At 42.3% G+C, this 22,507-nt stretch carries 19 protein-coding genes; 14 read left to right on the forward strand and 5 right to left on the reverse strand.

Annotation, left to right across the window (positions count from 1 at the left end; all coding sequences use genetic code 11):
* Nucleotides 1-63 precede the first annotated feature (63 nt).
* A complete protein-coding gene (gene purL, locus RR876_RS01195; RefSeq protein WP_332476993.1) occupies nucleotides 64-3,900 on the reverse strand; it encodes a phosphoribosylformylglycinamidine synthase in 3,837 nt (1,278 codons plus the stop codon).
* Between the two features lie 436 nt (nucleotides 3,901-4,336).
* Here purL and RR876_RS01200 point away from each other — a divergent pair, with 436 nt between their 5' ends.
* The 3 genes from RR876_RS01200 (at nucleotide 4,337) to ruvB (ending at nucleotide 7,698) form a co-directional block, all read left to right on the forward strand.
* Complete coding sequence (locus RR876_RS01200) at nucleotides 4,337-5,677, forward strand: deoxyguanosinetriphosphate triphosphohydrolase (RefSeq protein ID WP_004980599.1); 1,341 nt, start codon at nucleotides 4,337-4,339, stop codon at nucleotides 5,675-5,677.
* 126 nt (nucleotides 5,678-5,803) lie between these two features.
* The gene (gene ruvA, locus RR876_RS01205; protein ID WP_125280477.1) at nucleotides 5,804-6,406 is read left to right on the forward strand and encodes a Holliday junction branch migration protein RuvA; all 603 of its coding nucleotides are present in this window, start codon (nucleotides 5,804-5,806) and stop codon (nucleotides 6,404-6,406) included.
* A gap of 284 nt (nucleotides 6,407-6,690) precedes the next feature.
* The gene (gene ruvB / locus RR876_RS01210) at nucleotides 6,691-7,698 is read left to right on the forward strand and encodes a Holliday junction branch migration DNA helicase RuvB (RefSeq protein WP_004980602.1); all 1,008 of its coding nucleotides are present in this window, start codon (nucleotides 6,691-6,693) and stop codon (nucleotides 7,696-7,698) included.
* A gap of 216 nt (nucleotides 7,699-7,914) precedes the next feature.
* On the opposite strand, the gene RR876_RS01215 is transcribed toward ruvB, so the two are convergent.
* Nucleotides 7,915-8,919: a sensor domain-containing diguanylate cyclase gene (locus tag RR876_RS01215; protein WP_332476992.1), complete on the reverse strand. Its 1,005-nt coding sequence runs from the start codon at nucleotides 8,917-8,919 to the stop codon at nucleotides 7,915-7,917.
* Between the two features lie 286 nt (nucleotides 8,920-9,205).
* On the opposite strand from RR876_RS01215, the gene ybgC reads away from it, so the two are divergent.
* The 6 genes from ybgC to pal all read left to right on the forward strand — a co-directional run bounded on the left by ybgC (nucleotide 9,206) and on the right by pal (nucleotide 14,383).
* Nucleotides 9,206-9,613 carry a tol-pal system-associated acyl-CoA thioesterase gene (gene ybgC, locus RR876_RS01220; protein WP_004693869.1) on the forward strand — a complete coding sequence of 136 codons (408 nt, stop codon included), beginning with the start codon at nucleotides 9,206-9,208 and terminating at the stop codon, nucleotides 9,611-9,613.
* A 26-nt stretch (nucleotides 9,614-9,639) separates the two neighbouring features.
* Nucleotides 9,640-10,338, forward strand: a complete 699-nt coding sequence (gene tolQ, locus RR876_RS01225) for a protein TolQ (RefSeq protein WP_004693871.1) — start codon at nucleotides 9,640-9,642, stop codon at nucleotides 10,336-10,338.
* A complete protein-coding gene (gene tolR, locus RR876_RS01230) occupies nucleotides 10,338-10,790 on the forward strand; it encodes a protein TolR (protein ID WP_004693872.1) in 453 nt (150 codons plus the stop codon). The genes tolQ and tolR overlap by 1 nt, the downstream gene beginning before the upstream one ends.
* A gap of 3 nt (nucleotides 10,791-10,793) precedes the next feature.
* Nucleotides 10,794-12,119 (forward strand): cell envelope integrity protein TolA, encoded by a 1,326-nt coding sequence (gene tolA / locus RR876_RS01235; RefSeq protein WP_332476991.1) that lies wholly within the window; start codon nucleotides 10,794-10,796, stop codon nucleotides 12,117-12,119.
* 359 nt (nucleotides 12,120-12,478) lie between these two features.
* The gene (gene tolB / locus RR876_RS01240) at nucleotides 12,479-13,762 is read left to right on the forward strand and encodes a Tol-Pal system beta propeller repeat protein TolB (protein WP_005399723.1); all 1,284 of its coding nucleotides are present in this window, start codon (nucleotides 12,479-12,481) and stop codon (nucleotides 13,760-13,762) included.
* Between the two features lie 51 nt (nucleotides 13,763-13,813).
* Nucleotides 13,814-14,383, forward strand: a complete 570-nt coding sequence (pal, locus tag RR876_RS01245) for a peptidoglycan-associated lipoprotein Pal (protein ID WP_332476990.1) — start codon at nucleotides 13,814-13,816, stop codon at nucleotides 14,381-14,383.
* A 59-nt stretch (nucleotides 14,384-14,442) separates the two neighbouring features.
* Here pal and RR876_RS01250 read toward each other — a convergent pair whose 3' ends face one another.
* Nucleotides 14,443-14,643: an NF038105 family protein gene (locus RR876_RS01250; protein WP_004980614.1), complete on the reverse strand. Its 201-nt coding sequence runs from the start codon at nucleotides 14,641-14,643 to the stop codon at nucleotides 14,443-14,445.
* Between the two features lie 181 nt (nucleotides 14,644-14,824).
* On the opposite strand from RR876_RS01250, the gene RR876_RS01255 reads away from it, so the two are divergent.
* From RR876_RS01255 to RR876_RS01275, 5 genes are all read left to right on the forward strand, one after another.
* Entirely contained in the window at nucleotides 14,825-15,799 is a 975-nt protein-coding gene (locus RR876_RS01255; protein ID WP_259233518.1) for a class 1 fructose-bisphosphatase, read from the forward strand.
* A 52-nt stretch (nucleotides 15,800-15,851) separates the two neighbouring features.
* Complete coding sequence (locus tag RR876_RS01260) at nucleotides 15,852-16,628, forward strand: RNA methyltransferase (RefSeq protein WP_332476989.1); 777 nt, start codon at nucleotides 15,852-15,854, stop codon at nucleotides 16,626-16,628.
* Nucleotides 16,629-16,788: 160 nt separating this feature from the next.
* Nucleotides 16,789-17,403, forward strand: a complete 615-nt coding sequence (locus RR876_RS01265; RefSeq protein ID WP_332476988.1) for an RNA polymerase sigma factor — start codon at nucleotides 16,789-16,791, stop codon at nucleotides 17,401-17,403.
* A complete protein-coding gene (locus RR876_RS01270; RefSeq protein ID WP_004693889.1) occupies nucleotides 17,400-17,717 on the forward strand; it encodes a hypothetical protein in 318 nt (105 codons plus the stop codon). The genes RR876_RS01265 and RR876_RS01270 overlap by 4 nt, the downstream gene beginning before the upstream one ends.
* Nucleotides 17,707-18,111, forward strand: a complete 405-nt coding sequence (locus RR876_RS01275) for a DUF3106 domain-containing protein (RefSeq protein WP_010326404.1) — start codon at nucleotides 17,707-17,709, stop codon at nucleotides 18,109-18,111. Before RR876_RS01270 ends, RR876_RS01275 begins: the two co-directional genes overlap by 11 nt.
* Before the next feature lie 77 nt (nucleotides 18,112-18,188).
* On the opposite strand, the gene RR876_RS01280 is transcribed toward RR876_RS01275, so the two are convergent.
* Nucleotides 18,189-20,609 (reverse strand): CSLREA domain-containing protein, encoded by a 2,421-nt coding sequence (locus RR876_RS01280; RefSeq protein WP_332476987.1) that lies wholly within the window; start codon nucleotides 20,607-20,609, stop codon nucleotides 18,189-18,191.
* Nucleotides 20,610-20,625: 16 nt separating this feature from the next.
* The gene (rbtA, locus tag RR876_RS01285) at nucleotides 20,626-22,431 is read right to left on the reverse strand and encodes a rhombotarget A (protein ID WP_332476986.1); all 1,806 of its coding nucleotides are present in this window, start codon (nucleotides 22,429-22,431) and stop codon (nucleotides 20,626-20,628) included.
* Nucleotides 22,432-22,507: the final 76 nt, after the last annotated feature.

The raw sequence follows: 22,507 nt of genomic DNA on the forward strand, positions 1-22,507 counted from the left end.
ATTAAAAATACGATTCAATAAAAAAGCCACCCGAAGGTGGCTTTTCAAAACACAGACTTCAAATTAACCAATGAACTTACGTGCATTGCGGAACATACGTAACCAAGCACCGTCTTCTGTCCACTCTTCAGGCTTCCAAGAATGCTGTACAGCACGGAAGTTACGTTCAGGGTGCGGCATCATAATCGTTGCGCGACCATCTTTCGATGTTACACCTGAAATCGCTTCTGGCGAGCCATTCGGGTTCATTGGATAGTGTTGAGTTGGGTTCCCTTGGCTATCGACATAACGCAAGATCACTTGATTACCTGCATTTAATGCAGCCAAGTTATCCGCACTGGTCACTACACGACCTTCACCATGTGCAACTGCGATCGGCAGGATTGAACCGTCCATACCTTCTAACAATACAGAGTTCGATTTTTCAACACGAACGTTAACTACACGCGCTTCAAACATCTCAGAAGTATTACGGTGGAAACGCGGCCAAGCTTCAGCACCCGGAATCAGTGGAGCCAATTGCGACAGCATTTGACAGCCGTTACAAATACCAAGAGAGAACGTTTCGTCACGGTTGAAGAATTTTTCAAATTGGTCACGAAGTTTTGGGTTGAACAAAACTGATTTCGCCCAGCCACCACCAGCACCCATGACGTCACCGTAAGAGAAACCACCACATGCCACAAGACCTTCAAAGTCATCTAGGCTGATACGACCTGCGAGTAAGTCGCTCATGTGCACATCTACAGTGTTGAAACCAACTTTGTCGAATGCCGCAGCCATTTCAACATGACCGTTTACGCCTTGTTCACGTAAGATCACCATGTTTGGACGACGTTCGTTGATGTACGGCGCTTCAATTGGCTCATTCAAATCAAATGTAGGTTTTGCAATAATACCTGCATGTGATTTGTCCGTGATCAATGCAAATTCTTGATCCGCTGTTTCTACGTTGTCACGTAAACGTTGGATCTGATGCGATACTTCAGTCCACGCCACTTGCAAATCTGCACGTTCAAGTACTAAGCCATTTACAGTCAATTGATCTGTATTGTTTACCGTACCAATAACCGCAATTGCATCGCGTAATGTAGATGCCGCAACTTCGTCTGCAAGTGTTGCCCAATCAGACGCGCTGATTTGAAGCACTGCACCAATTTCTTCTGCAAATAAACTTGCAGTTGATTGATCTTCTAAAGCCACACCGAGACGTGCTGCAAACATCATTTCCGCAACAGTTGCAAGTAAACCACCATCACCGATGTCGTGGTAAGCCTTAATTAAGCCGCGGTTGTTCCAGTCTTGAACCAAGGCAAAGAATGCTTTGAAGTCATCAAAACTATCTACATCTGGTGTCACTGAACCAATCGCTTTATAGACCTGAGCAAGGATTGAGCCACCTAAACGGAACTGACCTTTAGAAAGATCAATACGGACAAGTACTGATTCTTCATTTTTCAATTCAGGCGTTAAGGTTTTACGTACATCAGTCACAGGAGCAAAGGCTGTGATTACACCTGACATCGGTGAAGTCACCGATTTGTCTTCGCCTTCATCATTCCAAGTAGTACGCATTGACAATGAGTCTTTACCCACTGGGATTGCAATACCCAGTGCAGGACACATTTCCATACCGATGGCTTTTACACCTTCGAATAAAGCTTGGTCTTCACCTTTTTGCCCTGCTGCCGCCATCCAGTTTGCAGACAATTTAATATCACTGATCTGGTCGATTTTTGCAGACATAATATTCGAGATCGACTCTGCAACTGATAAACGCGCAGATGCCGCAGGATTTAACAAGGCAACAGGTGGACGTTCACCCATCGCCATTGCTTCACCTGTATAACCTTGTAAGCTTGTTGTGGTTACTGCTGCATCTGCAACAGGAACTTGCCAACGGCCTACAAACTGATCACGTGCAACCATACCTGTAATTGAACGATCACCAATGGTGATCAGGAATGATTTCGATGCAACCGTTGGGTTTTTAAGCACACGGTAAATCGCATCTTTCAAATCTGTAACTTTAGATGCATCAAAGTCATCGCCTTGACGTTCAATCGTTTCATACGAACGGCTCATACGAGGTGTGCCACCTAGCATGACTTGCATTGGCATATCCACGGCTTTGTTGTTAAACAATGGATCATTCACCGTCAATTGACGCGCTTCTGTTGCTTCACCTAAAACGGCAAAAGGACAACGTTCACGCGCACATAATGATTCAAATAGTTCTAAAGAACTTGGACGAATCGCCAACACATAACGTTCTTGCGCTTCATTTGACCAGATCTCCATTGGAGACATACCCGGCTCAAGTGATGGAATCTTACGTAAATCAAGAATCGCACCCAGTTCGTGGTCATTCACCAGTTCAGGCATTGCGTTCGAAACACCACCTGCACCCACGTCATGCACAGACACGATTGGGTTGAAGTCTTCCATACGCCAGCATGCATCAATCACTTCTTGGCAACGACGTTCCATTTCAGGGTTTTCACGTTGTACAGAAGCGAAATCTAGGTTTTCACCGAGTTTACCGCTGTCTACAGAAGATGCTGCACCGCCACCAAGACCGATTAGCATTGCAGGGCCACCAAGAACAATCAGCAAATCGCCTGGTTGAATCGCATCTTTTTCCACGTGGTCTGGACGGATGTTACCGTAACCACCCGCAATCATAATGGGCTTATGGAAGCCTTTCACATCGCCATTTACATTTTGTTCAAATGTACGGAAGTAACCATTTAACGCAGGACGACCAAACTCGTTGTTAAACGCAGCACCACCCAATGGACCTTCAATCATGATTTGAAGCGGAGATGCCATACGAGATGGCTTGCCGTAGTTTTCTTCCCAAGGCTGTTCAAAGCCCGGAATGTTCAAGTTAGATACGGTAAAGCCTGTTAAACCTGCTTTTGGTTTACCACCACGACCTGTTGCGCCTTCATCACGGATTTCACCGCCCGAACCAGTCGCAGCACCAGCAAATGGAGCAATTGCAGTTGGGTGGTTATGTGTTTCCACTTTCATGAGGATGTGAGCGGCTTGGCTCTTGTATTTATAAACGTGGTGACCCGTCGCTTCATCTTTCTTTGGATAGAAACGTTGTGTGTCAAAACCAACAATCACCGAAGCATTGTCTTTATATGCTGACAATACGTCTGTCGGTGATTCTTTATAAGTGTTTTTAATCATTTGGAATAATGACAATGGTTGTTTTTCACCATCAATTGTCCATTCAGAACCAAAGATTTTATGACGACAGTGTTCTGAGTTTGCCTGAGCAAACATCATTAGTTCAATATCGTGCGGATTACGACCGAGCTTGTTAAAAGCAGCAACTAAATAATCAATTTCTTCATCGGAGAGTGCAAAACCAAACTCAGAGTTCGCCTTCACTAAAGCGTCTTTACCCTGACCTAATATGTCAATTGCATTTAAAGGCTTTGGTGCAGTTTCAGAGAACAATGCAGCCGCGTCTTCAATTTGATTGAACACACTTTCAGTCATACGGTCATGTAAAACTTGTTTTACTGCATCTGATACTTCAGAAATACCTTTTAAAGTAAACAAAACACCGCGTTCTAAGCGGTGTATCGGGGTATTACAGTTAGCAAAAATATCCGTTGCCTTTGATGACCACGGCGAGATTGTACCTACACGTGGCGTCACAAGGACTTGAACTTCATCACTTGTCGCTTTGCAAACTTGGAAGGTTGCGCCATCATTTAATAGCTGCAAAGCAGATTGCTGTTGTTGCTCGTCGAGCGCTTGGTCGAAAAGGTAAACCCATTGGCTTTCTATTGATTGAACAGAACTAATAGACGATAGACGTGTTAAAAGTTGTGTTTGCTTAAAAGAAGAGTGTGCAGGTGCACCGGCAACGATAAACATGCTGTTTTTGGCTCCACGGGCAGGTCTAGGCAACCTACCTCAATGTGACTTGAAGAGAGCGCATATTCTACTGTGTATTGCCAAAATCAGCTAGTCGTCTACGACTTAAAAAAGTGAGATTTCTTTGTTTTAAAAGATCAATTTACTTTGACTTTAAAAATCAAACATGATTAGTAACAAATGTTTTAAGGGATAAATTTCAAAGATGCCCGACTTTTAGGCTTTGATTCGGTTCTAAAAACCATTGTTAATTGATATTCAAGCTACGAATAAAGAAGTTTATAGCCTCCTTGAGAACTAACATAACTGTATTAAGATGTTCTATTGATGAAAATTTAATGCTGCAAAAATTAAAAGACAACTTATGTCGCAGCCCTCTAGAGCTCGTCACACTTTTTTGGCATGATGAAGCCAATAACTCACTGAATAATGATAAATGATGCAAATGCGTTGGTTGGAACTGCTCTCAACAGTTCGTATTGGAAGTAAAAAACAAAATACCGAATTGGCACGTAGCCCATTTCACAAAGATTATGATCGAATTATTTTTTCCCAAAGTTTTCGCCAACTGAACCGAAAAACCCAAGTCCATCCACTGACTCAACACGATGGCATTCACACCCGTTTAACGCATTCGCTCGAAGTCTCCTGTATTGGACGCTCTCTTGGCATGCTCGCAGCGGAAAAAATCAAAGATGAACTACCAATGTGGATTTCCCCTGCCGATGTTGGAGCCATTATTCAAGCGGCTTGTTTAGCACATGATATTGGGAACCCACCGTTTGGTCATGCAGGTGAATATGCCATTCGTGAATGGTTCGACGATGCATCACATGGAAACTTTTTAGAGAAGCTTTCCGCAGAAGAACAAGCCGATGTGCGTCAGTTTGAAGGAAATGCCCAAGGTCTACGCTTACTGACTAAAATTGACTATCACCCTAATGATGGTGGCATGCGTCTGACCTATGCAACGTTGGGCGCTTATTTAAAATATCCGTGGCTATCGAAAACCATCGAATCACAAGGCAATACTCCTGCCAGTAAACGTGCCAAATTTGGCTGCTATCAGGCAGAAAAAGAAATCCTGCAACAAATCGCAGAGCAACTCGGACTGATTCAACTGGGTGAATATCACTATTGTCGTCATCCGCTGACTTATTTACTTGAAGCAGCAGATGATATTTGCTACGCCCTGATTGATCTTGAAGATGGCATCATTTTAAACATGTTGTCTTATGAAGAAGTTGAACCGATTTTTTTAAGCTTGCTTGGTGAATATAGCGCACCAACTGAACTGTCGATGCCAGATACCACTTGGCAGCAAAAAATTGCAGCCTTACGCGGACGAGTGATGAAGCGTCTGGTTGAAGAAGTCACATCGGCTTTTGCTAAGCATCATTTTGAAATTTTAAGCGGACAACTGGCTGGCAGCTTACTGCAATACTGTGCTGCTGATATTGAGTTAGGCATTAACCGTGCGAAGGATTTAGCACGTGATAAAATATTTGAACACCCACAAAAAGCTGGTTTGGAAATTATTGCCCATCAAAGTTTGCAAAATATTTTAGATGCCTTTATTCCGCTGACAACACCGCATAAAACATTGAGCTTTAAAGAACAACGCTTAATGGCTATTTTATGTCGTTCTGGTGCGCACTTTGGTAGCAACCATTATGAAAACATCATGCAGGTCTTAGACATTATTTCTAAGTTTTCAGATCACCAAGCGTATAACTTGTCTCAAGAGTTACAAGGTAATAAGGCAGGATTGATTTAAACGTGTCATCAACATCCAGTTTGATGATAAAGCCATCAATCCGAACTCAATTTTCCGTGAGTCTTTTGCCTTTCTGCGCAATGCTCACTACTATACAACCATTGATAAAAAAGTGAATCACACAACATGATCGGATGTCTTATTGGTGAAGTCTTCGCACTAGAAGCACCCACCGTACTTTTAAATGTAAATGGTGTCGGTTATGAAATTGATACACCACTCACCACATTTTGCCAACTACAAAAAGGCCAGAAAATTACCTTATGGACGCACCTTGCCGTACGTGAAGATGCTCAACTGCTTTATGGCTTTTTGCATCAACAAGAAAAAATCATTTTTCGCACCCTACTAAAAGTCAACGGTGTCGGCCCTAAAATGGCTTTAGGCATTTTATCCACACTCAGTGTCGACATGCTGATTCATACTGTCGAACATGAAGATATCAATACACTGGTCAAAGTACCGGGGGTGGGTAAGAAAACTGCTGAACGGCTCATGATCGAATTACGTGATCGCTTTAAAGCGATGTCTTCAGGCACAGTGCCAAGCAATTCAACTGTTGAACAAATTCAGTTCACAGGGAACTCTGCCGTTGCAGAAGCAGAAGCTGCATTACAATCCTTAGGTTACAAACCTTTGGAAGCACAGAAATTGGTCAATGCTGCAAAAGGTGATTTTACTGAAGCGAGCGACATCATCCGTGCTGCACTCAAGTCAATGAATAAATAAAGCACTTCAATCAAGACGACCTTTGATACACGTAAGTGTCATTCGCAACTGTTCGAATCAGGAGACATTTGCACATCAATGTTTCTGCGATATAGTCGATACGAACTTTCATTCAATGAGTTTTGCGAATGACGATGGTTTTGCTTACTTTTGCCAAAACAAAAGTAAGGCGAACCGCAGGTTATCCTGAGTTTCGCTTGAAACTGGGAAGACTCCGTTAAGGTACATACTTTCTTTTCTGACATTTTGCTAAGAAGCATATTCACTTAAAGTTTAAATAATATATGCAAGACCGTCTCATCGGTGGTTCCGAAAAACCTGAAGATCATATCGACCGCGCTATCCGCCCGACCTCACTCGATGACTACATCGGTCAGCCCGTGGTTCGTGAACAAATGGAAATCTTTATTGGCGCAGCACGTGGTCGTGGTGAAGCCCTTGATCACACCTTAATTTTTGGTCCACCGGGACTGGGTAAAACCACACTTGCAAACATTATTGCCCGTGAAATGGGTGGAAATTTAAAATCGACTTCTGGCCCTGTACTAGAACGTGCTGGGGATTTGGCAGCCATGCTGACCAACCTTGAAGAAGGTGATGTGCTGTTCATCGACGAAATCCACCGCCTTTCACCAGTGATTGAAGAAATTCTTTATCCAGCCATGGAAGACTACCAACTCGATATTATGATTGGTGAAGGTCCTGCGGCGCGTTCAATTAAGCTCGACTTACCCCCTTTTACTCTAGTTGCCGCAACCACACGTGCTGGCCTGCTCACTTCGCCTTTACGTGACCGTTTTGGCATCGTACAACGCCTTGAATTCTACTCAGTCACTGACTTGACGCATATTGTGACTCGTTCTGCCAATTTGATGGATGTACCTATTACGCGTGAAGGGTCAGGAGAAATTGCTCGTCGTTCGCGCGGCACACCACGTATTGCCAACCGTTTATTGCGTCGAGTCCGTGACTATGCGCAAGTCAAAGGTACAGGTGAAGTGACACAAGATATGGCTCAGCGTGCACTCGATATGCTCAATGTCGATAAAGATGGTTTAGATACTTTAGACCGTCGTTATTTGAGTATGTTACTTGAACGTTTTGATGGCGGCCCTGGTGGTGTAGAAGCTTTGGCAGCAGCGATGGCTGAAGACTCAGGTACATTAGAGGACGTGATTGAACCGTATTTGATTCAACAAGGTTATGTCATGCGGACAGCCCGTGGCCGTATTGCCACCAATATGGCGTATTTACAGTTTGGCATGACACCGCCTGAACCGAAGGACAAATAAAAGTAGAATAATGTGATCAAAATGGAACCTTAAAACTGATCAAGGTTCTTTTGCCATGATATTTAAGGTTTCATTATGGCAATTTGAGCATCTGGCACTGTTCAAAAAATCTGAGCAAAAACTCAACCTTCAAAGCCAACAGTAATTGTAAGATCTCAGTTCATCCCATCAGGTTGACACTCAGTCTGATGGTTTTGATTAATCATAGATATGATTTCATTGTACGGTCTTACGTTGTCTTTTCTGTGAATACATTTGTTGATCTGCAAATTCAATTAAAGGCTCTATCCCCAAAGCATCCTCAGGGTAGATGGCAAGTCCAATACTCGCCCCTATTTTTAGGTCTAACTGCTCAAACCGAAAAGGGAGACCACACGCTTCTGCAATTCGATTCATGGCCGATGTTGCTAAGTCTCGGTTTGCAACACTACTTAAGATCACCGCAAACTCATCACCACCCAACCGCGCAACCAAGTCTTCTTGTCGTGTATTATTTTTAATGCGATGCGCAATTTCCTTTAGTGCAACATCTCCCATGCGGTGCCCAAATTGATCATTGATACTTTTTAGGCCATCCATATCAATCATTAAAACACCAATCTGCTTCCCATATTTCTGAGCCTGCATGACTCCTTGTCTTAAATAATCTAGAAATAATGCACGATTAGATAAACCGGTCAGGTGATCTTGGGTTGCAAGTTTATATAACTCCTGTGCGCCAAACTTGGTGGCGTGATACATGGCTGCTGCAATTAACTCTGACATCAGACTTAAAAGCTGTAAATCACCTTCTTTAAAGGCTTCTACCTCCTCAGAATAAATTTTAAGTACACCCACTGCTTCGCCGCAATGTGTCAAGGGTACAACGGCCATCGATCTTAACCCAACGCGACGACATGCTTCACGGTCTACTCGAGGGTCATTTTCACTATCGGTACAATATAACGTGGTATTTTGCTCTACACATAAACCTGACAAACTATTTAATTTGGAAAGTCGCAGCCCCAGTAAATGTGCAGCTCCGCCAGATACAGCACGATAAACCATATCCCCATCTTCATCGAGTTCGACCACAGCACCTTTCGCATTGGTAATTTGCTGCGCTTGTTCAGCGACCAAGGTCATGACTGCATTCAGATCCAAACCGAGCTTTGCGATGGCTGTTTGCGTCTGAATCACAGACATGAGTTGCGAAGGTGTAGCTTGATGATTATGGCTCATAAAATCTATAAACACGTAAAATTTTGGACTATTTAAAAAAACGAAATACAGCTGAGCACAGCATGGATCAAATTATCACACCCAATCCAGATTTTCACCACATGTAACTCGAGCGGTCACGAAGCAGAATATTTGACATCTTGTGCCATTGGAGTGAAATCTCATAATGCTAAACTGCGACGCATTAGTACTTTGACGTGCACCAATTTTAAGACCATGTCCTTAAATATAAAAGCGCCAAGTCAATCTAAATCGACTCGTAAAACTGGAAAAACGGAATACTCTCATGGCGAATAAATTTGAATTCAACATTCGTGTCTATATTGAAGATACTGATGCAGGTGGCATTGTGTACCATGCCAATCATATTCGCTTTATGGAGCGTACCCGTACCGAGTGGTTACGAGCTTCTGGTGTAGATCATTACTGGCATCAAAAAGACTATAACTTCGTTGTACACAAAATTAATGTGAAATATTCACGTCCAATTTTAATGGATGATTTAATTACTGTTACAGCAAGTGTTGTTTCGTGTAAGGCTACGTCATTTGTGTTGCAACAAAATATTTATCGTGGTGAAATCATGCTTGCATCAGGTGAGGTCGAATTGGCATGTATCAGTTCAGAAATGAAACCACGTCGACTTCCCGATGAAATCCGCGAACTGATTCTAAAAGAATTAGGACAAGACTAAAAAAATTATTGGCACATGTAGTAACTATGGCAACTCAACTCGAATCATCTCTTCAAGTTTCAGATCTAATATTACAAGCAAGCCCAGTCGTACAACTGGTAATGCTGGCTTTACTTTTGGCCTCGCTGTTTAGCTGGTATCTGATTGCCAAGTTACACATGAGTTATAAAAAAGCACAGGCAGACGATGACCATTTTCAAAAAATCTTTTGGTCGGGTGCTGAACTGAATACGCTGTATAACAATGCGCAACTTAATTCCAAACGTGTCGGCCTTGAGGATATTTTTTATCAAGGTTTAGGCGAATTTTTAAAACTAAAAAAACGCAATGCTGCTCCAGCACAAACGATTGAAGGTACAGAACGTATTTTACGCGTCGGTCTAAGTCGTGACCAAAGCCAACTTGAACAAGGCTTAGGTGCTTTGGCCAGCATTGGTTCTGTTGCCCCGTATGTTGGCTTATTTGGTACTGTTTGGGGCATCATGAATGCATTCATCGGTTTAGCAGACGTAGATCAAGTCACCCTTGCAACTGTTGCACCTGGTATTGCTGAAGCCCTCATCGCTACAGCGATTGGTTTATTTGCAGCGATTCCTGCAGTATTGGCATTTAACCATTACACCGGAAAAGGCGAAACGGTTTACTCCGACCGTGCTTTATTTGCAGAAGAAATGGTTGCGTTATTACAACGTCAGTCTTTGGGTGAAACTAAGGAACATGACTAATGGCAATTCAACGTTCAGGACGCTTCGAGCGCATTAAGAAACCACTAAAAAGTGAGATGAACGTCGTCCCATATATTGACGTGATGCTCGTATTATTAGTGATTTTTATGGTCACCGCACCCATGATTACGAGCGGCATCAATGTCGATCTTCCTCAAGCCAATGGCAATCCCATTGAATCAAAAGATGCACCTGCAATGGTCAGCTTAGATAAAGAGGGTCGCTATTTCCTTAAATATAAAACGCATAGTTCAGCTGAACCTTTGGCTTTATCTGAATTGACGTCTATTTTAAGTGAAGCACAGCAACAAGCTCAGGCTGAAAATAAAACTTTAACCGTTGTTGTGGAAGGTGAACAGTCACGCTCTTATGGCGAAGTCATGTCGCTCATGAACAGCCTACAAGAAGCGGGTCTCAGCCAAGTTGGATTACTCACAGAGCCATTAAAGTAATTTATGAAAGATTTTAAAAAGCCACCTTTTAAACAAAAAGCCATCGCGCTTGGATTTACCTTTGGTGTCCATGTGATTGCTGTTGTTGGCTTACTTTATCTTGGTATGAGTAAACCACCAGAGCCACCGAAGCAAATTAGAACTGTGCTCATCAAGCCTGAGGACTTAAAGCCTGTTACGCTTGAAGAAACAGAGTTTACTGAAACAGCACATGAAAATGTAGCCAAAGAAATCACACAAACTGCTACGCCCGCTGTAGAGCCTGCACCTGTTATCCCAACCACGCCACCTATAACACCCGTTGTACCAAAGGTCGACGCTCAAAAAGCAGTAGCGGATGCCAGAGCTGCTGAAGCGGCAGCGCGTAAAACTGAACTACAGCAGCAGATTCAGGCACGTGCAAAGGCTGAAGCTGAAAAACTACAAGCTCAGCAAGAACGTGCTACTGCCCGTGCAGCGGAGCAAGCTAAAAATGCTGAGAAAGCCAAAGCAGATGCAGCGGCGAAAGCCGAAGCAGACGCCAAACGCCGAGCAAACTTAGAAGCATTGAAAAAAGCAGAGGCAGTGCAAAAAGCGAAGCTTGACGCACAAAAGAAAGCCGATCTCGCTAAAAAGCAGCAACAAATTACTGATGCCAATAAAGCTAAAGTTGCGGCTGATGCCAAAGCCGATGCAGATAAAGTCAAGGCTGCCGCTGATGCAAAACGTAAAGCCGATGCGGACAAAGCAAAAGCCGCCGCTGATGCAAAAGCCAAAGCAGACGCTGATGCAAAAGCCAAAGCAGACGCCGATAAAGCCAAGGCAAATGCCGATGCTAAAGCTAAAGCAGATGCAGCGAAGACCAAAGCTGACGCTGATGCGAAACGTAAGGCTGATGCGGATAAAGCTAAGGCAAATGCTGATGCAAAAGCCAAAGCCGATGCAGAAAAAGCCAAGACTACTGCTGATGCAAAACGTAAAGCCGATGCTGAAGCAAAAGAACGTGCAGCTGAAGAAGCACGTGCTTCATCTGCAAAACAAGCTGCCGAAGAAGCCGCGCAAAAGAAAGCTGAAGCAAAGCAAATTGCTTCAACAGCTAAGCGCGACTTTGAAAATAAAATTAAGCGTGCATGGGATACCCCAGCAGGTTCAACGGGTAAAACCGCGACTGCACGTGTCACGCTTTCAGATAGTGGCGCTGTACGCTCTGTGATCGTGAGCTCCAGTGACCCTGACATGAAAGCCAGCGTTGAAGCAGCTGTTCGTTCTGCGGCACCCTATCCAATGCCTTCAGATCCAGAAGCACGCCGGCAAGCACAAAGCTTTACCTCATCCTTTACTGCGAAATAATCCAAATCCCTCTGAACAGTCAGGGGGATTTTTCCAACCATATTCACAGTATTTTTAAGTACTCAAATAACTTATTTTAAATACGTTTAATCTGTTTTAGCTTTCAATAACAATCCGTGCAATATCTTTAATTTCAGTCGATATTTCACTCAATACAAGTAAATCGCCACTCCCCCTTATCACACATATCTACCTATGCGTTTTTGCACTTACGCTTAAACGACTTAATTCTTACTCATTTTTCACAGTGTTATAACAGATCAGTCATAATTTCATGCTTTTAATATTAGAAAATCATGCCATTATGTAGAACAATTAAACCCACAATAAAAGCCGTTTGTTTGAGTAAATAACGAATGATGGAAATGACGCGTAAACACCTTCTTAGCCTAGCCATTTTAACTGCTTTCAGCCCAGTCTTAGTGACCCAAGCGCATGCTCAGCTTCATTTAGAAATTGCAAAAGCACCTGAAGAAGCGCCTAAAATTGCAATCGTACCTTTTAGCAATGACAGTAGCCTCTATCCCATTATTGAAACGGATTTAAACCGCTCAGGGAAATTTACCAGCGCTTCAAAAAATTTACCTGCAACCGCCAGCATGAATAATCCGAACGCAGCCAACTGGCAGGCCGCAGGTGTTCCATATGTCGTTACAGGAACAGTAAAAACCACTGAAAATGGCAGTTACGAAGTTCATTACCAACTTTATGATGTCCAAAAACAACAATATCTTTTAAATGAATTATTAACTGTTCCAGCATCACGCGTTCGTTCTGCTGCACACATGATTAGTGATGCTATTTATCAAGCATTAACTGGTATTCCTGGGGACTTCAGCGGTCGTATTGCTTATGTGCTACGTAATCCTGCTACACCAGAGCAACGCTATACACTACAAATCGCGGATACTGATGGTGAGCAGCCACGTACAATTTTAACGTCACGCGACCCAATTTTATCGCCTGCTTGGACACCAGATGCTAAGAAAATCGCTTATGTTTCATTTGAAACCAAACGCCCTGCAATTTATGTCCAAGACCTTTCCACAGGTGCGCGGGAAAAGCTTGCTAGCTTCCGCGGTCTAAATGGCGCACCAAGCTTTTCTCCAGATGGGAAAAGTATGTTGTTCACGGCTTCTATGCATGGCAACCCAGAAATTTACCAAATGAACTTGGAAACCCGTCAGCTGCAACGTATGACCAACGACAGTGCCATTGATACTGAAGCGCGTTATGCACCAGATGGTAAGTCATTTATCTTTACTTCTGACCGTGGTGGTTCTGCACAAATTTACCGTTATGACTTGGCAAATAGCAGCTATAACCGTCTGACCTTCCGTGGCGCATTCAATGCACGTGGTACGCTGAGTGCCGATGGCAAAAAGCTGGCCCTGGTTCACCGTCCAAGCGGCAGTAACTATAAAGTCGCTATTCAAGATTTAAACTCAAGTGTCACCAATATTTTAACGCCAACCAGTTTGGATGAATCACCAAGTTTTTCCCCAAATGGGCAGATGGTGGTCTATGCAACGCGTGAAGGTTCACGTGGTTTGTTGTCGATCATGTCACTGGATGGCCGTTTCCGTATGAATTTACCAAGTGAACAAGGTGAAGTCCGTGAACCTGCTTGGGCACCCAAATAACTTTTTAATGACTAGTCATTTAATAATCATCAATTTTCATGGAGATGAAGAATGAAATCGATCAAACTTTTAGCCCTTCCAATCTTAGCGACTGCTCTTGCGGTTACAGGATGTGCGAGCCGTAAACCTGCTGCAACAATTGAAGCGGGTCAAAACCCAAATGGTTCAACCACAGTCAATACTCAAGGTCTAAGTGAAGATGCTGCTTTAAATGCACAAAATCTTGCAGGTGCATCGGCAAAAGGCGTGACTGAAGCCAACAAAGCATTTTTAGCAAAACGCGTTGTTCATTTTGACTATGACAGTAGCGACCTCAGCAATGATGATTACCAAACGCTACAAGCACATGCGCAGTTCTTAATGGCAAATGCAAATTCGCGTGTGGCGTTAACAGGTCATACCGATGAGCGCGGTACACGTGAATACAATATGGCATTGGGTGAACGTCGTGCCAAAGCGGTTGAAAGTTTCTTAATCACCACAGGTGTGAGTCCGAACCAACTTGAAGCAGTTAGTTATGGTAAAGAAATGCCAATCAATGCAGGCCATGACGAAAATGCATGGAAAGAAAACCGTCGCGTAGAAATTAACTACGAAGCAGTACCACCACTTTTAAAATAATGCTGGTATCACAACTGAAATAAAAAAAGCGCTCCTTTCGAGGAGCGCTTTTTTATGACTTAAACTTGTTCAGGCTTGGGATTTTCATCAGATTCTTCAGCATGTTGCATAGATTCAATCATGTCATGTTTATTGAACTTTTTATACTCAGCTTTTGCTTCGTAGTCTTGCCACGCTTTTTTCACGCTATCGTCTGAAATATCATCTAAGTTAATCCCTTCGCTCGGCGTTGGAGTCGCATCAAATTTTTGCGTTGTCATTGTTGTACTCCTATTTTTACCTGATATTCCTTCCATCAACATAGCACTTTCCACAAGACTTGCAAGGGTAAAATCGCAGCAAATAGTCGAGTTTAATTGTTCTTTTGTCTCGTTCTCGACTAAAATATAGCGCAATGTTGATTTTGTTACGTATTCAAGTTTTAGTGGAGTCCTCCCCCTTATGTCATATCTCAATCTGTCCCAATTTTTAGAACAACAAACGGGAAATCTTACGCCTGAATTGGCACAAGTGATTAGCACCATTGCTGCTACTTGCCAAACCATCGATCAAGCTTTACAAAAAGGTGCTTTAGCTGGTGTTTTAGGTAGCGCGCAGCATGAAAACGTGCAAGGTGAAGAACAGAAAAAACTGGATGTGATTTCAAATGATTATTTGATTGATGCTCTAAAAATCCACCCACAAGTTGGTGGTTTAGCGTCTGAAGAATTGGATGAATTCACACCAGCTCAAGAAAATGGCAAATATTTGGTTTTATTTGACCCTCTTGATGGTTCAAGCAACATCGACATCAATATGTGTGTGGGTACTATTTTCTCAATCTTACCTGCAAAAAATGCAGTGACACAAGCTGAAGACTTTATGCAAGCAGGCAACCAGCAAGTTGCTGCGGGTTATGTGCTTTATGGCCCATCAACCATGTTGGCATTAACAGTCGGTGCAGGCACAGTATTCTTTACCTTCGACCCAGAAACTCAACAATTCTTGCTCACTTCTGAAAATATTCAAGTGGCAGCAGATACCAAAGAATATGCCATTAACTCTTCAAACCAACGCCACTGGGAAAACCCAGTAAAACGTTATATTGAAGAACTTCTCGCAGGTAAAACAGGTCCACGTGAGAAAGACTTCAATATGCGTTGGGTTGCATGTATGGTGGGCGACATTCACCGTATTCTTTGCCGTAGCGGGATTTTCATGTATCCATACGACCTCAAAGATCCCAAAAAAGCAGGTCGCCTGCGTTTAATGTATGAAGCAAACCCTATGAGTATGCTAATTGAACAAGCTGGCGGTGCATCTACAACGGGTCGCGTTCGTATTTTAGACATCCAACCAACTGACCTACACCAACGTGTCCCGGTGATTATTGGTTCTAAAAACGAAGTCGATTTAGTGACTGGCTACCATAACTAATTTTTTAAAATGCGTATAACCATCTGACGCGTTATGCGCATGAGTCTCCTCCATGTCGATTATTTTCCTTGAATCAAAAGACAACCCAAAGATTAAACATCTCCGCGGTTTAATAGAGCAAAGTAGCTACCGTAAAAAGCAAGGTCAAACCGTGCTTGAAGGAACACACTTAGGCTTAGCTTGGGTTGAAAAAAAGAAGAAGCTCAATTCTATTTTCACTACTGAAAATGCACTCGAACACCCCGATATTTGCGATATTTTAGATGAATATGAAGGTGCTGTTTTTGTCATTGCTGAAAGCCTATATCGGGACTTAAGCACATTAGGAACCACTTTGCCCTTCTTGGCAGTTGTAGACTTACCAAGTTCAAGCCAAAGTGTAGACTTTAGCTTAGATACCTTGATTTTGGAAAACATTCAAGATCCAGGCAATGTAGGCACATTACTCCGCTCTGCTGCGGCAGCTGGTATCAAGCAAGTTATTTGTACCAAAGGTTCTGCAGCACTCTGGTCACCACGTGTATTACGTGCTGGCATGGGTGCACACTTCTCAGTCAACACCTATGAAAACGTTGCCATTGAAGATGTACTCGAACGTTTTGAAATCCCAGTGTATGTGACCAGCTCGCATCAGGCCGAAAGTTTATATCAAAAAGATTTAACACTAGCTTGTGTCTGGATCTTAGGTAATGAAGGCCAAGGGGTTTCTGACTTTGCTTTGGCACATGCGCAAGCATTGAGCATTCCACAACCCGGTGGCCAAGAATCTCTCAATGTCGCTATTGCGGGTTCAATCTGCTTTTTTGAAATGGTACGACAACGACTTTAAAATCGTTAAGTTATATTAACTAAAGTCGGTTCAGCAGAAAAAATAGATTACACTAGAAAAATAATTACTTGTGTTGTCAACCAAACCATTATTTCCAACGTTATAGGCACATGATCAAGGAAATAATGGTGGGTATCCGATGACAGGATTTTCCATCTCTATGGATTTAGTACCCAAACAGTCTAAAATGCAGGATTCAAGTACTCTTAAGAGTACAGCCGAGTCTCGCCTAAAAAACTTCATGCAGGAAGTGACTGGTCGTGCTTTAGTGATGATGGAAAGTGCCACACAAAACCAGCAGGGCATCGCCATGGATTTGGTGCAAGAAGCCTTTATTTCATTACATAAATCTTATTCTGATCGATCTACGGAAGAATGGTATCCCCTGTTCTATACCATTTTAACCAATAAATTACAGGATTGGCGTCGTAAAGAAGCACGTCGAGCACAACCCTTTTCTTTCTTCAAAAAAGTCAGTCTTGATAATGACGATTTTGAAGTGAATGAGGTGGTCGATGAAAGAGCGCTGAATCCTTCTGACTTTTTAAGTCAAGCTGTCACTGCGGATGAAATTCAAGAAGCCATTGCTGGTCTTCCAGTTCGTCAACAACAAGCATTTATGTTACGTGCATGGGAAGGTTTTGATACTGCAACCACTGCGCAAATCATGAATTGTTCTGAAGGCAGCGTTAAAACTCATTACCACCGTGCGATTCAAGGCTTACGCAATGCTCTCGCACATTTGAATCCACATCTAGGAGGATCATCCGAATGAAAGATGATTTCTTAAAGCAAGTAACCTCCAAACTTGATGGGCTCGCGCAACACCACAAAAACAAACCCGTGGTGATGCAACACGTTCTTGATGACATTCAAGATCAAAAGTCCTCACGTTATGGCCTTTGGAAAATGTCTGGTTTTGCTTTAGCTGCTGCTATTGCTGGCTTTGTCGTACTTCCAAACTCTGTAACCCTTGATGAAAAGCCACATAACCAAGTGGTTTCTACTCCTAAACTTTCACCTCAAATGGTTGAAGATTTAGAAATGTTATTGGTTTTAGGTGAGGACACTGTTCCACATGGCAGCTAAACGTGTCGCTTTTGCACTTTGCACGCTAGGTTTTTTACAAACCAGTTTTGCAGGTTTTGACCGTTTTTGGATTTTTTCCAAAGATGCAGATACCCAAGTATCTGAAACATGGGAATCGTTGTCTGAAGAAGAACAGCGTGCGTTGATTCAACGTTACCAGTCACTAAAAGAACTGCCCGATGCGCAAAGTGCAGCCCTGCAACAACGTATGGACTGGTTTACTCAGTTACCTGAGCAAGAAAAGCAAAAAATGCGTGACACTTGGCAACAGATGAGCACCCAAGAACGACGTGATTTACGTGTACGCATGCAAAAAGCAGATGCAGATGAACGTGTGAATATTCGAAATGAATATATCAATAAATACATCCATAGCAACACTGCTACACATTAAGATGCCTAGTTAAATATAAATACCTTAGAAACATCCATAAAAAAATGCCTCATGTGAGGCATTTTTTATGCTTACATTTATATTTTTCGCCGTTGTCTAAACCACGCTAATGACAACAATCCAAGCAGCCCAAGGCCACCCATTGAGCCACCACCACCGCCACTCGCTTCCGTATTGGTATTTTTAGCGGTGTTCGTAAAATACATCATCGCAGATTTAGACTCTTCAGCCTCTGCATCATAGATCACATATTCAATTTCATAAGGGAATGGACTGAAATTATTGCGGACTTCGACTTCAATATTCCCGCCATAACATACATATTTTTCATATTCTCCCGGACAAGAACCTGTACGTTCTGGCTTAATATTAATGCCTGCATCCTGACGTACGATACGAATAGCAAGATCCTTTCCATTCGCATCACGGTGAAATGCTGGGCGCTGATGTTCTGCCGCGACTGTACTAATCGGACCATCGCCATCATCACTATCATTTGCAAGTGGATTTACATTGAGTTTTAAAGTGCCACCATAATTCAGCGTGTATTCATCCGTTTTAGCAATTGGTTGTATATTGCTAAACTCAGCTTTTAAAATCCCCGAAGAGATTGCCTGCGTAGCCTTACTCTTCACACTATATTGGCAATACACATATTCCGTACTGGTTGTAGGCTTGCCATCGGTGCGATAAATCATGATTTGTTTTAAATCATCCTTCCACTCACAGCGTAAAGTTGGATCCGCTCTGAGTTTTGAGGTATCTAGCACACCATCTTTGGCGCTGAGCACACCTATACCCAATACCTGAGTTTCCGTAATGGTATAATTATCAGTGTTCATTTCTTTTAAAGCCGACGTTCCATCAGCAGTGTTGACCACAGCCTCATCTTGCAAGACAAACTGGAAGGGATCGACATAAATCGCCCGATATTTTTGATGTAGTTTGGTTGCCGCTAAAAGCTCTTTATAATGCTTTAACTCTTCATTAAACTCGACCAAAAAGTCTGGATTGGTATTTTTATTGGCAATTAATTCCTCTAATTCCTTAATGCTATTTTCATACACTTGTAAACGCTCTGCCTGCGAAGTATTTTTCAAATCAGCAATATCCGCTGCAGCTAAACGACGTAACTCAACCGACCCAATATCGCAACTGTTGGCTTCCGCAGGTGCTAACATCAATGTTCCATCGACGATACGGTCTAGACCACGCTGATCACTATCATTACAGCTCAACTTACTGTTGGTATCGAGTAAATCAACTCCACCACTATTCACTTTCGGGAAATACATTGGGCGGAATAAATTATATTTCGATGGCGAAGTTAAAGAACTGAGTAAACTTCCTATAGCCACATTTTTCACATCAATATTCGTATCTGTCGTACCATCGAGTATTCGTGCACTTGCTGCCAGTTCACACTGACTGGTCTCCGTATCAAACGCATTGTAACCTGCCGTCACACCTGCATCATATTTATCGGATAGTGTCTGAGAACCGACATAGCGGCATGATGTGTTTCCATTATATGCAAGCACATTGTAATACAACGACTTCATACCGAAATCGTCATAATCTAAAACAGTTGCTGCACTGTTTTCTACAATAGTGTTGTTTGAAAATAAGAAACTACTCTCAAGACTTAGATTATGCTCTCGGGTATTGACGGCATAAATAATGCTTCCATTTGTTGCATTTACCGTATTTTTTGCGATGGTATTATTCGCCATAGCAACTTTTGGGTTACCACAAAAATCGAATGTATTCAGATTCGATATCTGCCCATTTGAAATAATACTATTCGCTCTAAATTCTATATTGGTTTTTACATCCAACAGCCCTGCATAACATTGCATTGCAAGAATACTACCCACAGTCGCTTGGTTGCCTTGTAATACACTGTTATTTACAGTCACCTGATGCTCACCAGGACCAACAAGATAGAGTGCTCCACCTTTTTTGTCTGACTTTGAGTTTAGAATTTGTGCATTATTTAAGGTTAATGCTCCACCGACCAATAAAGCACCGCCTTCATCTGCCGAATAACCATTTTCTAAAATGACATTCTCTAGCGTCAAACTGGTCTTGGTAATGGTATTGAATAAACGTGACTTTCCACCTGCATCAATCCGTGAAGTCAACTCACCTAGGGCTGGATACTTAAAAGTGATGGGATTTTTCTCACGATCTAAATAAGGGCTTTTCCCAAAAACCACCACTTTAGACTCGGGAACAATTTCCTTACTCAGTTTATACGTCCCCGCTGCTAACTGAATATAATCGGTTTGACCTGAACCCGTATTCCCCGCACTACAACCACCATAAGCCTTATTTAAGCTGGCTGTTTTGATTGCCTCACGGAGTGAACATTGATTCATGTTTACATTATCTTCATCCTCAAATGTGTTGACATGAATTGTTCTATCTTCTGCAGCCATTAATGTCATAGCAGCTACCACCATGACACCCAATAGTCCTTTTTTAAAGTGTTTCATGTTTGCCCTTTTCTTTTTATTTTCGACGCAGCAAAATTAAAGCAAATAACCCCAGTAAGCTCAGAATACCTGTGCTTCCTCCAGAGGTTTTAATTTTGTCACTTTCCATATGATTTTGTGGTTCTTGTACAATTTGTACATTCACTTCAACGAACGGAATATGTTCATCAAAACGTGTCGTGGTTGTGACCAGCTGTAACCTGAAAATATCAGCACCATGCCATGCTCCATTTGGCGTGTAAGTAATATTTCCTAGCTCATCAATCACTACTTTACCTTTGGATACCGTTTGAGTCTGCTGCACCCGCATGCAACCGGGTTGCCATTCTTCACCATTTGGCGCTTTAGCCGATTTGAACAAGCTTGCACATTCATTTTTGGACAGTAGATCACTATCTCCAAGCAGATCTGCAACAGAAAGTTTAGCTACTTGCCCCGCTATCAGATCTTCACCAATTAAGCTAATGGTCGTTGGAACTTCAATCTCGATAGCACCACGGTCACAAAAGGTATTATTCGTATTTCGATTCACACCACGTTGATCTGAATTTTCACAGCCAATTAAAGAATCCGTTGTGTTTACAACCACTTTACCCTTGTTCACAATTGGAGAATCCAACCAATGTGTCTGACTCATTAAAATGCGTGGACGGATATAGCCTAAAAATTTTTGGTTGGGAACAATATAAGGACACAATAAACTGTCAGCATCTGCAGACATGGTTTTACACTCACCCACCACATCGCTGCCTGCAATCAAGGCGCCAGACCAAAACTCATTCGGATAATAGCTTGCACCACTGCCACAGTCACTTTGTGTGACTAAGTTGTTCTGAAGAACTGCTTTACTTAAATCCCCAGCACAGTTTTGTATGATGGTATTTTCAGCATTCCCTAAAACAATACTATTAGCTAGATAAGCCAAGTTCGTAGATGGATTGAAATAAATCCCTTTACTGTTCCCCACCACCGTTAAGTTATTCAAAGCCATGCCATCTCGAACATTGACGACATAACCTGTATTTTTCACAAAGGTACTACTGACCAGACGTGATGCTAAACTCGATAAGGTCGTGTCTTCTTTAACCACTGCATTATTGACAGAGTAAATATTGGCACTGCTTGCATCTGTCGTTTTATTTTCTTTGAAAACTGAATTATAAATCCGAAAAGAAGGGGCGTCCCCATACAATATTGCCCCTTGTAGTGCTTGGTTTTGTTCAACCAGAGTAGAGCGAATTTCGACTAGACTACGACTAGTACCATCTTCGAGCAAGGTTGCGACATTATAAATCGCCCCCCCTTGCCCTGCAAATCCACCTGTTAATTTGACGTACTCAAGACCTAAATATTCATTGTTATAAATTAAACCACCTTGATTCACACCGCAGTCTTTCGCACAGCCCTGTAGAGTAACCTCTTTTACTAACACACGAATTAAAGCATTCTCAGCATTATCAACCCTTAATAAGTTGTCAGAACCATTCATTTTTAAGATGGCATTACTTAAACCCTGAACCGTTTCTTCCCCCACAGAACTGTCATAGCTTGTTCTGAGTGTTAAATCTTTTTTAATCGCAAGATGAGTATTCAGCAAATAGGTTTTATTTTTCTCAAGCATGACTGTGGCAATCGCATCTTTTCCCCCACAGCCATAATAACCCGCCTCAGGCATACCTTGATTAATGTAGTCGATAGCTTCGCGAAGTGAACATTCCGTGTCATTTTTGACAATATCATCAGTGATAGTCACTTTAATATTGTCCGAATAGGCATGACTCGCCACTAATAGCGTAGCTACACCTATGCTCTTCTTGAGCATAACGATCTCCTTGCTTTTATTTTATCTTTTCTTTTTATTCTTAGATTGCAAAATCCCTGCAATATCTAACAATTTT

This window comes from Acinetobacter sp., from assembly GCF_036666595.1.
GTDB lineage: Bacteria > Pseudomonadota > Gammaproteobacteria > Pseudomonadales > Moraxellaceae > Acinetobacter.

What these genes read in the sequence shown, in the direction of transcription:
- purL (WP_332476993.1), bottom strand. Translation starts at nt 3,900, where the DNA reads ATGTTTATCGTTGCCGGTGCACCTGCACACTCTTCTTTTAAGCAAACA.
- RR876_RS01200 (WP_004980599.1), top strand. Translation starts at nt 4,337, where the DNA reads ATGATGCAAATGCGTTGGTTGGAACTGCTCTCAACAGTTCGTATTGGA.
- ruvA (WP_125280477.1), top strand. Translation starts at nt 5,804, where the DNA reads ATGATCGGATGTCTTATTGGTGAAGTCTTCGCACTAGAAGCACCCACC.
- ruvB (WP_004980602.1), top strand. Translation starts at nt 6,691, where the DNA reads ATGCAAGACCGTCTCATCGGTGGTTCCGAAAAACCTGAAGATCATATC.
- RR876_RS01215 (WP_332476992.1), bottom strand. Translation starts at nt 8,919, where the DNA reads ATGAGCCATAATCATCAAGCTACACCTTCGCAACTCATGTCTGTGATT.
- ybgC (WP_004693869.1), top strand. Translation starts at nt 9,206, where the DNA reads ATGGCGAATAAATTTGAATTCAACATTCGTGTCTATATTGAAGATACT.
- tolQ (WP_004693871.1), top strand. Translation starts at nt 9,640, where the DNA reads ATGGCAACTCAACTCGAATCATCTCTTCAAGTTTCAGATCTAATATTA.
- tolR (WP_004693872.1), top strand. Translation starts at nt 10,338, where the DNA reads ATGGCAATTCAACGTTCAGGACGCTTCGAGCGCATTAAGAAACCACTA.
- tolA (WP_332476991.1), top strand. Translation starts at nt 10,794, where the DNA reads ATGAAAGATTTTAAAAAGCCACCTTTTAAACAAAAAGCCATCGCGCTT.
- tolB (WP_005399723.1), top strand. Translation starts at nt 12,479, where the DNA reads ATGGAAATGACGCGTAAACACCTTCTTAGCCTAGCCATTTTAACTGCT.
- pal (WP_332476990.1), top strand. Translation starts at nt 13,814, where the DNA reads ATGAAATCGATCAAACTTTTAGCCCTTCCAATCTTAGCGACTGCTCTT.
- RR876_RS01250 (WP_004980614.1), bottom strand. Translation starts at nt 14,643, where the DNA reads ATGACAACGCAAAAATTTGATGCGACTCCAACGCCGAGCGAAGGGATT.
- RR876_RS01255 (WP_259233518.1), top strand. Translation starts at nt 14,825, where the DNA reads ATGTCATATCTCAATCTGTCCCAATTTTTAGAACAACAAACGGGAAAT.
- RR876_RS01260 (WP_332476989.1), top strand. Translation starts at nt 15,852, where the DNA reads ATGTCGATTATTTTCCTTGAATCAAAAGACAACCCAAAGATTAAACAT.
- RR876_RS01265 (WP_332476988.1), top strand. Translation starts at nt 16,789, where the DNA reads ATGGATTTAGTACCCAAACAGTCTAAAATGCAGGATTCAAGTACTCTT.
- RR876_RS01270 (WP_004693889.1), top strand. Translation starts at nt 17,400, where the DNA reads ATGAAAGATGATTTCTTAAAGCAAGTAACCTCCAAACTTGATGGGCTC.
- RR876_RS01275 (WP_010326404.1), top strand. Translation starts at nt 17,707, where the DNA reads ATGGCAGCTAAACGTGTCGCTTTTGCACTTTGCACGCTAGGTTTTTTA.
- RR876_RS01280 (WP_332476987.1), bottom strand. Translation starts at nt 20,609, where the DNA reads ATGAAACACTTTAAAAAAGGACTATTGGGTGTCATGGTGGTAGCTGCT.
- rbtA (WP_332476986.1), bottom strand. Translation starts at nt 22,431, where the DNA reads ATGCTCAAGAAGAGCATAGGTGTAGCTACGCTATTAGTGGCGAGTCAT.